This window comes from Caulobacter sp. D5 (assembly GCF_003185805.1).
Classification (GTDB): Bacteria; Pseudomonadota; Alphaproteobacteria; order Caulobacterales; family Caulobacteraceae; genus Caulobacter.
Map to the genome: position 1 here is coordinate 1 of NZ_QHJY01000239.1, position 10,571 is coordinate 10,571.

Consider the following 10,571-nt stretch of genomic DNA (forward strand, 5'->3'; position numbering starts at 1 on the left):
AGGCGCAAGGCTCCGCGCGAGCTGGCCCTGGAGCCGTCGGACCGCCGCCGCGTCGCTTGGCGCGGCTGGCTGCGCGGCTTTCTGGCCGGACCGCTGGGCGGCGCCGCGGCCATGGGCGTCGGCCTGGCCGTCGCCGTCTGCTTCCCGGCCGAGGTCAAGACCCGCCTGATCATCGGCGGCATGCTGGTGCCGTTCCTGTGGGCCGGCGGCATGGCCTGGACCCTGTCGGACGACAAGATCCTGCGCGCCCTGGCCGTGCTGGTCGGCGTCACCGTCCTCGGCTTCGGCGCCGTGTTCCTGAAGGGCTCCCTCTGATGCACGCCCCGCAAGCCAAGCCCAAGCCCGGCAAGCCGATCTGGCCGAAGATCCCCGCCCCCTTCGTGCGCGCCATGCTGGCCGGCCACTCGGCGCTGGGTCTGGCCTTCGCCGCCCTGATCTATCTCGTCTGCTTCTCGGGCGCGGTGGCGGTGTTCACCAGCGAGTTCAATCGCTGGGAGCAGCCCACGGCCCCGGTGCTGCACAGCGTGACCCCGGCCGCCGTCGGCGCGGCCTTCGACGAGGTGCTGGCCAAGAACCCCAAGGCCCACGATCTCTTCATCCGCATGCCCGAACCCGCCCTGCCCCGCCTGTCGGTGCACGGCGACGACGCCAAGGGCGGCGAGCACACCTGGTTCGCCGACGCTTCCGGCAATATCGTCGCCGAGCAGAGGACGCCGTGGAGCGAGTTCCAGGCCAGGCTTCACACCGCCCTGCACCTGCCGGGAACCTGGGGCTTCTTCCTGGTCGGCCTGACGGGCGTGGCCTTGCTGTCGTCGCTGGTCTCGGGCGTGCTGTCGCACCCCCGGGTGTTCAAGGATGCCTTCGCGTTTCGATGGGGCGGCTCCAAGCGCCTGCAGGAGGCCGACCTGCACAACCGCATCTCGGTCTGGGGCCTGCCCTTCCACGTGGTGGTGTCGCTGACCGGCGCGTTCCTGGGCCTTAGCGTGCTGATCGTCGGCGTGCTGGCCATGGTGGTGTTCGACGGCAATCGCGAAAAGGTCTTCGCCCTCTTCAGCGGCCCGCCGGTGGCCGACGACGCCCGTCCGGCCCCGGTGATCGACGTCGCCAGGGGCCTGGCCGTGCTGCAGGCCCAGAACCCCAAGGCCGGCTTCAACTATATCTTCGTCGAGCACCCCGGCGAGACCGGCCAGCACATGAGCGTCAACCGCACCACGCCCGGCAAGCTGTCGCGCGGCGAGATCATCATCGTCGACGGAAACGCCAAGGTGCTGGGCCCGGCCGGCTTCGAGAGCGGCAACCTGGGCATGGCCATCTATTCCAGCCTGACGCCGCTGCACTTCGGCTGGTTCGGCGGCTGGCCGGTGAAGGTCGCCTACTTCCTGCTGGGCCTGGGTCTCACGGCCGTGACCGCCAGCGGCGTGGCCATCTGGCTGGCCCGCCGGCGCGACAAGGGCCGCCCGGCCCCGCGCTGGGAGCGGGTGTGGGTCGCCTTCTGCTGGAGCCAGCCCCTGGCCTACGCCGTCTCGGCCATCGTCGCCCTGCTGGCGCCCGGCGTTCCCCCGGTCGCGGTGTGGGGCGGCGTCACCCTGGCGGCCAACGCCTGCGCGTTCCTGTGGACGCCGGCCACCCTGTCGATCCGCCTGCGCCTGGCCAGCGCCGTCGGCCTGGCCCTGGTCGCCCTGGTGCACCTGGGTCTCAACACCGGCCGGACGGTGGATCCGGTCGCCTGGATCCTCGACGCCTCGCTGGTGCTGGGGGCCGGCCTGCTGGCGGCGTCGGTCTGGGCGTCGCGCCGGACAGCCCAGGTTTGACGGAAATAAATCCCAATATATGAGTCATTGACTCGTATATTGAAATAATGCCGCTATCTCGGGCGTGCGAGCAGGACGCGGGGGCGACGCCTCCGAACCCGTCCGACGCACGCCCGACAACAAGAAACGATAGCGAGGAAACACTCCATGCAGCGCACGAAGACCCTCGTCGCCCTGGCCGCGATCCTGTCGGCCGGCGCCTCCCTGACTCTGGGCGGCCTGACCCTGGCCGGCGAGCCCCTGAACGGCGGCCTGGCCCGGATCGACAAGGACGGCGACGGCAAGGTCAGCCCGGCCGAATGGACCACCGAGCGGGCCGGCCTGTTCAAGAAGCTCGACGCCGACCGCGATGGCAAGGTCACCCTGGACGAGATCACCCAATTCTACCTGAAGGCCGCCCCGGCCGACGATCCCAAGACCCAGAAGCGCATCGACGCCGTCACCGCCGCCGACAAGGACGGGAACGGGGACGGCAAGGTCACCCTGGCCGAGATCACCGCCCTGGCCGACCGCGAGTTCAAGGGCCGCGACAAGGACGGCGACGGCTTCATCACCGGCGACGACAAGTAGGATGCTTCCGGCGCGCCGACGATCCGGACCGCGCCGACCGGCCGCCTGAACTGAATGGAGAGATTGGAGCAGGCATCAATCTACGGGATACGGTTCGTGAGGGAGATGTCACGATGTCGATCTTTGAAATAACCAAAGGCCGTAGGGCCGAGACCTGCCCCCTCTGCGGGACAACTATCGCCCAAGAACCGTTTTGCCAAATGTGCGGCTTCGACATCCGCTACGTCCGAGAACCAAGGCAAACGATCGGCCCATGCGCATTCTGTTCCAAAGTCGGGAAGTTCTCGGCAGAGCACGTTTTCAACGACTGGATCAGGAGCAAATGGCATCGCGAAGAGATACGCGACCTTTCCATCCGTCGCTCAAAGGACCCTGAACCCGAGCCTGGGCAAGTAATGGTCACTGGGGCGCGCAAGATCAAAACGGGTGAGCGATATAGCGAAATCGTCTACTACACATGCCAGACCTGCAACGGCGGCTGGATGAGCGCTGTCGTTAACGCCGCCAAGCCGGAAGTCATCAAGCTCGTAGAGGGCGACTGGTCATTGACGCCGAACGGTCAGGGCCGCTTGTCCCGCTGGATCGCCCTAGTGACCACCAGCATCAGCTATTTCTGCGGACCCGCCGGCGTTGCAGAGCACCACAGGCGCTGCATGAAAGAAGCCGCACACCTTGATGGTTGGAGGATTTGGGTGGCGGCCCTGGCCAATGCCGACCATGGCGGACGCATGCGCCACGTCGCGATATCGGGCGGCGACCAACAAGGCGGTCAACCGCCCACGCAAATCGTGGCTTTCACCGTCGAAAACGTCGGCTTCCTTGTCGCGCACTCATTAGGCGAGCAGACGCTCGACCTAGGACAATACTACGGTCTCACACTGGCGGCGCCGGCAGAAGCGGGGCTCCTGCCAATTCTACCGCCATCTGACGCTGCCTCTCCCGCCACTATCACCTACTCGCAGTTCCTTCAGCTCGTCGACGTGGTTGCTGGCGTCAACTAGACCGCCACCATCGCGGCGCGCAATTTGGTGACCAAAGCCGGATCGGCGTCGCCCAACTTTCTCCCAACTGCGTCAAACGACGCGCCGGAAGACCAGCCTAAGTGATTGAAAGGACTGGAGCGGGCGGGGGGAATCGAACCCCCGACATTCAGCTTGGGAAGCTGACGTTCTACCTCTGAACTACGCCCGCACGGGTCGCGAGCGACCGTGGAAGGGCTGCTTAGCCGGTCTGGCCCCGTCGCTCAAGCGGTGAAACCGCCCTCCCCGCCCGGAAGTTGACGACCGCCCCGCTCAGGCGCAGCCTCCGTGTCAAACAGACGTTCGGGAGGAGAACGCCAATGGCCGACGGCGAGGAGCATCCGCGGGCGCGGTTTCACGCCATGACCGAGGGCACGGCCGAGGACTGGGGGATCATCGCCCGGGCGGCCGGCGACTATGGGCGCGAGCTGCCTGACCGGCTGATCGGGCACCTGAAGCTCCTGCAGGGCGACTGCGGCGGCTTCGCGGTGGATCGGCTGGAGCACAGCCTGCAGACCGCCACCCGCGCCCACCTGGCCGGCGAGGACGAGGAATACGTGGTCTGCGCCCTGCTCCACGACATCGGCGACATCCTGGGGCCGCGCAATCACGCCGACATCGCCGCGGCGATCGTCCAGCCCTTCGTGTCGGAGGCCAACCACTGGATGGTAGCCAACCACGCGATCTTCCAGGGCTACTACTTCTTCCATCACCTGGGCCTGGACCGCGACATGCGCGAGGCGTTCCGGGGCCATCCGCACTTCGAGCGGACGGCGAAGTTCTGCCACCAGTACGACCAGCCGGCCTTCGACCCGGCCTATGAGACGATGCCGCTGGAGGCGTTCGAGCCGATGCTGCGGCGGGTGATGAGCACGCCCAAGCGCTCGATCTACCTGCGCCCGGAATGAGCACCCGTCCAGGTTGCTTCGGACCCGCGCTCCCCTAGACTGCGCCGGACGCTCTGGCGGGGGAGAACATGGTCGACATCCAGGGGACCGCGATCCATGGAACCGCATGTCCGCACTGCGGAACGCACAACAACTTCCATGCCGACGCCGCCGCCATCGCCGCGCAGTGCGGACGGTGCGACCGCAGGCTGTTCGAGGGCAAGGCCTACGAGGTCGGCGGCGACGCGTTCCTGGCGCACAGCCTGGCGGGCGATCCGCCGCCGGGCAAGATCCCGCTGCTGCTGGTCTGTTTCGGGGTCGGCTTCGGCGTGACCCGTATCAACGCCGACCGCTACGCCAAGCTCTACGAGCCCAACCTGCGCGTCCTGAAGATCAACGCCTTCGAGCATCACGAAGCCCTGGCCGGCTATGCGGTCAGAGCCGTGCCGACCGGCCTGCTGTTCCAGGCAGGAACCGTCGTCGCCAGGGCGCTCGGCGCGCCGATCCCCGAGGGGGACCCGTTCGCGCGCATGCTGGACGAGCATGGCGTGAAGCGGGCCGTCCCGTTGCGCGGGGCGCCGGCGGCCGAGGCCTGAGCGCCCCCTACTGAACCCGCTCGGCCTTGATCCCGAGCTTGGCCAGTTCGGCCTGGACGCTGTCGGGACCGACCAGGTGGCCGGCGCCGACGGCGATGAAGCTGACGCCCTTGCCGTCCAGCTTGGTCTTGAGCTGGCCGGCCCAGGCGGTGTTGCGGGCGACGATCAGGCTCTTGTAGAGCGGCGGATACTTGCCGCGCATCTCGGTGACGAACTCGGCTTCCAGCGCCTTGAGGTCGCCGCCGGCCCAGGCGGTGACCAGGGCGTCGAGCTTGGCGGGGCCTTCGTCGATCTCCTCCAGGGTCGATTCCAGCAGGTCGACCTCGTCCTTGGCCGACAGGTCGGCGAAGAAGCGGATCTGCTGCTCGGGGGTCTCCAGGCTGCCCAGGGACTTGCCGGCGGCCTTGGCCTCGGCGCTCAGCACCTGCTCGACGCCCTTCTTCGGGTCGAAGCCGGCCTTCAGCATCGGACCAAGGGCCAGGGTGATCGAGGCCATCCAGGGGCGAAAAGCGTCGAACGCGGCGGGCGGCAGGCCCATCTCGGCCGCATAGCCCTTGGCCTTGTCCCAGTCGGCGGGCGACAGCTTCTTCGACAGCGGCGTGGTGCGGTCGACGCCGTACTGGATCATCAGCGGCTGCATCACGGCCGGGTCGTCGGCGCCGACCACCTCGGTGACCAGTTCGCTCGAGGTCTTCAGGGCCTCGTCCAGCTTCGGCGTGCGCCACTGGGTCTGGGGCCGCAGCACGTGGACCGTGCCGAAGAGGTAGATGGTCGAGTCCTTGTCCTTGACGACCCACAGGGCGGGATCGGCCAGGGACGGCGTGGCCGCCCCCAGGGCGAGGACCGAGACGAGGCCGACGACGGCGCGGCGCAGGGTCTTGATGGACGAATGAAACATGCAGCTCCCCTAGTGAAGGTCGGTCGGAAAGGAAAACGGATCGGGTCGGCGGCTAGTCGGCGAAGCCGCGCCGCCAGCCGATGAGCATGGAGATCGCCAGATAGCCGATCATGGTGACGTTGAAGGCGTCCCACAGGGTCAGGGCCGGCAGCAGGGCCAGCTTCTCGCCGGCGGCCCACAGGAACAGCAGCCCCTGGAACAGGACGAACGAGACGGCGGCGGTCTCGGCCATGGTCCGGCGCATCAGCTCGTCGCTGCGGATCCACAGGGTGATGTTGCCCACGGTCTGGAACAGGAACAGGGCGATCAGGCCGGTCATGACGGCCGAGGCCAGCAGCGGCGACAGCGGGTCGAACAGGGCGACCGCGAGCGGCGGCGCGGCCAGCATGGCCCCGGCCAGCACCAGCACCAGCCCCTGGCCGGCGTAGAACCGGGCCTGGGCCGAGGTGGCGGGCGTGACGGCGCGGACGTCGTCGCCGTTGATCCGCCGGCCCAGAGCCTTGCGGCTGCTGGCGAGGCCGGCGGTGACCAGTCCGGCGAAGACCAGGAACGCCGCCAGGAGGAAGGCGAGCATGTCGCCGCCCGACGGGTCGAACCCGCCCCAATGTCCGTCGCGCCTGAGGCCCAGCAGCCAGCGCCCGGCGAAGAAGCCGACGGGCAGGCCGGCGATCATCAGGATCAGCGCCCGGCGGGCGCGGGGCGAGACTTTCGAAACTTGCGGCTCGTTGCTCATTTCAGGGCTCATGTCAGGCTTCGTCCTGGAAGATGGCTTCGATGGGTTGGCCGAAGAGACGGGCGATCCTGAAGGCCAGCGGCAGGCTGGGATCGTACTTGCCCGTCTCCAGGGCGTTGATGGTCTGGCGCGAGACGTCGAGCCGCTGGGCCAGGTCGGCCTGACTCCAGTCGCGTTCGGCGCGCAACACCTTGAGGCGGTTCTTCATGTCGGCGTCAGCGGTAACGCCAGGCGACCAGGCCGTGGGCCACGCCGACCAGCACGGCGAACACCGGCGCGACCACCCACAGCTGGAGATGCGGCGCCAGGCCGAAGCCCTCCAGGATCCCCCAGGCCGTCGCCAGGGCCAGAACGCCGCCCAGGCCCCAGAGCAGGCTCTCGACCGCCACCCGCCGCAGCAGGTCGTCGGGCTCGCGGCGCAGATAGATCCCGAGGCTGGCGAAGGCGCCGGCCAGGGCCAGCGCCGGGGCCAGGGCGGCGGCGTAGCCCAGCGCGCCGTGGGCCAATCCCGCCGCGTCCAGCCTGATCGTGCCCAGCAGCAGCAGGGCGTAGGCGATGATGGACACCAGGAAGCCGATGAGGAAGCCGCGCAACGCCGGGCGCACCGGGTCGCCGCCGTAGAGCCGGCCCGCCGTCGCGCCGAAGGCGACGGCCGCCAGCACCATGCCCACCGCGCCGACATAGCTGGGCCATTCGCCGTCGCCGGTCAGGAGCAGGGCCATGGAGCCGCCGATTCCGCTGACGCCGATGATGGCCAGGGCGGCGGGCTTGGCCTCGGTTGGACGGTTCTTTTTCTTGAGGGCGTTCATGGCTGTCCTCCCCTCAGCGCCGCGCCAGCCACCAGCCGGCCCAGGCCAGGAGGTATCCAGCCACCTGCATCAGCAGCATCGCGAGCATGCCCAGCGCGAGCCAGACCGCAGCCTTCTGCTGGCCCAGGACACCTTCCAGGGCCGAGCTCTCCGCGAACAGGACGGCCAGCAGGCAGACCACTCCGCCAAGCGACCCGCCCCACCACCAGGCGAACTTGTGAGCCTCGCGCGCGGCCTCGTCGATGACACGCCAATAGACGACCGCGGAGATAGTCCCCGCCACGACCGCCAGCGCCACGACGGTCAGGAAGATCGCGACGCCCGCCTCCTGCGAAAGCTCGATGCCGCGGCGGCGCATGATCACCTCCGCCACGCCGATCACGGCGCCGAGGGCCACGCCGAACAGGATGGCGGCCTTCACCACGCCTTGCACGGAGACCTTGCGACGAACCTTTTCCGACATGCCAAGCACCCTCGTCAAAATGACAAGGAACATTGACATCGCAATCCAGAGTCGTGTCAAGGACCCTATACAAAAATCGCGTTTAAGCCGCGCTGCGCTCCCCGCGCCAGTGGAGCGGCATCGGCGGGGTGACGCCCAAGGCCTTGGCCAGCCAGTGGGCCTTGGGGTCGGCGTGCAGCAGCCAGCCGTATTGCGAGAAGCGGTCGCCGTAGTCGTCCCAGCGGATCACCCGGCCCTCGGCGTCGCAGCGCCAGACGGCCTTGTCGCATCCCGGGATGCGCTCGGCCCGCTCCCAGGCGGAGACGCGCTGGCTGTGGGTCGAGAACGGGCCGGAAAAGAGGCGGTTCATGACGCGAAGGCTCCTGTCGACGCGGCGGATCCGAAAACGAATCTGCGTGTAATCGCAACAACCGGACACTAGCACTTGATGACCGTTAACGTGACCAACACCACATGTAGTGCGACGCCGTGTCGCGCGACAGCTTGAGCAGGTCGCCCGACTTGCCTTTCAGGCGACTCGCGGCGGGGTGGGCGGCCCCAGCGGCACGAACGCCGAACACCATCCCAGATTAAACTTAACAGCCAACTCAATTTATGGTTTATTAGTGCGTGAGAAATGGGGGCGCTTATGGATATTCGCGCTGTTGCTGTCTCACTGAGCGTCCTGCTGGTCGGCGCCTGCGCCACCATCGAGGAAAAGCCGAACCACCCCGCAACCGCGGCCGACTACAGCACGGTCCGGCATAGGTATTGGGATGGATCGGTGTCCACGGGCGTATCCTGCCAGGCAGGAAAGCCCGTGCTCACGCCAGAATATGAACGACCGACGCTGATGGCGCTGGGCGACAGCATCTACAACGGCGTGCAGTCAGGTCGCATAAACTGGCGGCTCGCCGAGTGGTCTCCACCGGTCTATGTCGCTGCGCGTCTCGACACCATCGAGGTCGATGGCGTCGCCGATCGCACCGGCAAGCGCAGTTTCTACACGCCGCAGTACCCCATTCTGGCGACGAAGGGGCGCAACGCCGAGTTCGGCGCCAATCTGGAAGCCGTTCCGGGCCTGCTGGGCCTTTTCCAACTCGACGGCGCCCTCGCGCGTGATCTGAAATATCTGACGGACGTCTACCGCCCTCCGAACGGCCGCCCCCTCGTCGAGAACCTGGCCTTTTCCGGCGCGAACTCCGTCGACCTGGTCGCCATGACCCCGCGACTGCTGCGAAGCGCGGCGACCAAGGCCATCAAGCGTGGAAAGGGGCGAGACGCCTTCACCTACCTCAACGCCGCGTTCGTTCTGAACCCGATGCGGCTGGATTGCCTCGACGACATGACGCCGCTCGATCAAGTGGCGCTGCGCAAGCCGCGCTTCGTGATCATCAACATCGGCGCCAACAACGGGATCTGGCGCGCGGGCTTCAACGGCAGCCGCTTCGACGACCCCGCCTGCAACGCTGTCGAAGCCGTTCCCGCGCAAAAGGGCCGGTCTCGCTGCTCCGGCACGATCAGACAGTTCCTGGATGGCGACCTTCGAGCGGATATCCGCACGATCATGGCCGAGCTCTCCAAGGTCGACGGCATCGAGGGCGTGTACATAAACGGGCTGATCCGCCCGAGCCGCGTGGCGAACCTGGTCCCGACCTCGGACCAGAGCCTGGTGGAAGACCCGGCCTATGCGGCCACCTACCGCCTCGATCTCTTCGGCAGCAAGCGGGTCATCCCCGGCACTCAGGTCTGGCAGACCGACATCGATGTGGATGGCGTAAACCGGCGCCTCAAGGCCGATGTCGACGCGGCCAACGGGCCAGGCCGGCCGAAGTTCGTGTTTGTGGACATCGATGCAGCGATGGCCCCGATCGATTACAAGCGCTGCCTTGGAAGCACAGGAACGCCACGCGCGGGCTGCAACGACGGCGGCAAGCCGTTCCCGCTCGGCAAGGACCTCGGCCTGACCTGCTCCGTATCCGTCAACAACCTGCCGGCGCGGATCAATGGCAATCAACTCGGGTCCAGGCGCGATGATTTCTGCAAAGCCATCGAATCCGGAGGGCTGTTCTCGATAGACAACATGCACCCCAGCAGCATCGGCTACTCGCTGATTGCCCAGGCTGTGCGGGAAAGCATGCTCGCCAATGGACAGTTTCCCATCGAGATCATCGATAGAGGCCACGGCTGCGATCCGAAACTACCGCAATCCTGCACCCTGCTGCTTGTCGAGCCTGGATATTCCACCACCGACAGCAACTTGCGGCGCTACGAACTCCTGTCGACCGTCGGGGAAGACAATCGGCGGCACCTGAACCGCATGCGCAAGATCGTTGATTTCTTCCAGGACTAGTCGCCGCAGCCTGAACGCACGCGATCGCCGCCCTTACGCCATCGGCGCGGCGGCGATCTGGGATCAACCCGCCGCCGGCCGCCGCCGGGCGTCCAACCGCGCTGCGAAATCGGCTCGCGCCGGCAGGTCGGCGGCGCACCAGGCGGTGAGGCGCTGGTAGTGGTCGAGGAAGCGCTCCAGGGCCGCGGGATCCAGGCCCCCTCGCCTGCCCTCGGCGGCCAGGCGCGCCTGAAGCTTGGCCTCCTGCTCGCGCCGCCAAGCGCGGACCGTGGCGAAGTCGGGCGCGGTCAGCACTGCCAGCCAGTCGAGGCGGCCGAAGAGGTCGCGATAGGCGCCGGCCAGGGCGGCGTCGATGAAGCCGCGCCAGGCGCCGCCCGCGTCTTCGACGCGTTCCAGGGCGTTGACCGGCTCGGCCAGGGCCGCCGGACCTTGCGGCCGCGCGCCCAGGCACCA

Annotated in this window: 12 protein-coding genes, 1 tRNA gene and 2 pseudogenes; 7 read left to right on the plus strand and 8 right to left on the minus strand. The window is 67.6% G+C overall.

Features of this window, described 5'->3' with window-relative positions; genetic code table 11:
* The 4 genes and pseudogenes from DMC18_RS15865 to DMC18_RS15880 all read left to right on the plus strand — a co-directional run.
* Nucleotides 1-315, plus strand: a pseudogene (locus DMC18_RS15865) (hypothetical protein); the annotation flags it as partial.
* Entirely contained in the window at nt 315-1,811 is a 1,497-nt protein-coding gene (locus DMC18_RS15870; protein ID WP_110119984.1) for a PepSY domain-containing protein, read from the plus strand. The pseudogene DMC18_RS15865 and the gene DMC18_RS15870, both read left to right, overlap by 1 nt.
* A gap of 147 nt (nt 1,812-1,958) precedes the next feature.
* Nucleotides 1,959-2,381, plus strand: coding sequence for an EF-hand domain-containing protein (locus DMC18_RS15875; RefSeq protein ID WP_110119983.1), 423 nt, complete (start codon nt 1,959-1,961; stop codon nt 2,379-2,381).
* 113 nt (nt 2,382-2,494) lie between these two features.
* Nucleotides 2,495-3,382, plus strand: a complete 888-nt coding sequence (locus DMC18_RS15880) for a hypothetical protein (protein ID WP_146218092.1) — start codon at nt 2,495-2,497, stop codon at nt 3,380-3,382.
* Nucleotides 3,383-3,497: 115 nt separating this feature from the next.
* Here the strand turns inward: DMC18_RS15880 and DMC18_RS15885 are convergent.
* A tRNA-Gly gene (locus DMC18_RS15885) sits at nt 3,498-3,572 on the minus strand.
* A gap of 148 nt (nt 3,573-3,720) precedes the next feature.
* Here DMC18_RS15885 and DMC18_RS15890 point away from each other — a divergent pair.
* Complete coding sequence (locus tag DMC18_RS15890) at nt 3,721-4,308, plus strand: HD domain-containing protein (protein ID WP_110119981.1); 588 nt, start codon at nt 3,721-3,723, stop codon at nt 4,306-4,308.
* Nucleotides 4,309-4,376: 68 nt separating this feature from the next.
* Complete coding sequence (locus DMC18_RS15895; protein ID WP_110119980.1) at nt 4,377-4,883, plus strand: hypothetical protein; 507 nt, start codon at nt 4,377-4,379, stop codon at nt 4,881-4,883.
* Nucleotides 4,884-4,890: 7 nt separating this feature from the next.
* Here the strand turns inward: DMC18_RS15895 and DMC18_RS15900 are convergent, their stop codons facing one another.
* The 6 genes from DMC18_RS15900 to DMC18_RS15925 form a co-directional block, all read right to left on the minus strand.
* Complete coding sequence (locus DMC18_RS15900) at nt 4,891-5,781, minus strand: TraB/GumN family protein (protein ID WP_110119979.1); 891 nt, start codon at nt 5,779-5,781, stop codon at nt 4,891-4,893.
* A 52-nt stretch (nt 5,782-5,833) separates the two neighbouring features.
* Nucleotides 5,834-6,526 carry a hypothetical protein gene (locus DMC18_RS15905; RefSeq protein WP_233245253.1) on the minus strand — a complete coding sequence of 231 codons (693 nt, stop codon included), beginning with the start codon at nt 6,524-6,526 and terminating at the stop codon, nt 5,834-5,836.
* Nucleotide 6,527: 1 nt separating this feature from the next.
* Nucleotides 6,528-6,722, minus strand: a complete 195-nt coding sequence (locus DMC18_RS15910) for a helix-turn-helix transcriptional regulator (protein ID WP_110119977.1) — start codon at nt 6,720-6,722, stop codon at nt 6,528-6,530.
* Between the two features lie 7 nt (nt 6,723-6,729).
* A complete protein-coding gene (locus DMC18_RS15915) occupies nt 6,730-7,323 on the minus strand; it encodes a hypothetical protein (protein WP_110119976.1) in 594 nt (197 codons plus the stop codon).
* Between the two features lie 13 nt (nt 7,324-7,336).
* Nucleotides 7,337-7,786 carry a hypothetical protein gene (locus DMC18_RS15920; protein ID WP_110119975.1) on the minus strand — a complete coding sequence of 150 codons (450 nt, stop codon included), beginning with the start codon at nt 7,784-7,786 and terminating at the stop codon, nt 7,337-7,339.
* 82 nt (nt 7,787-7,868) lie between these two features.
* Nucleotides 7,869-8,135: a hypothetical protein gene (locus DMC18_RS15925; RefSeq protein WP_110119974.1), complete on the minus strand. Its 267-nt coding sequence runs from the start codon at nt 8,133-8,135 to the stop codon at nt 7,869-7,871.
* A 279-nt stretch (nt 8,136-8,414) separates the two neighbouring features.
* Between DMC18_RS15925 and DMC18_RS15930 the strand changes: the two genes are divergently transcribed.
* Complete coding sequence (locus tag DMC18_RS15930) at nt 8,415-10,118, plus strand: hypothetical protein (RefSeq protein ID WP_146218093.1); 1,704 nt, start codon at nt 8,415-8,417, stop codon at nt 10,116-10,118.
* Nucleotides 10,119-10,181: 63 nt separating this feature from the next.
* Here DMC18_RS15930 and DMC18_RS26090 read toward each other — a convergent pair.
* Nucleotides 10,182-10,571, minus strand: a pseudogene (locus DMC18_RS26090) (kinase); the annotation flags it as partial.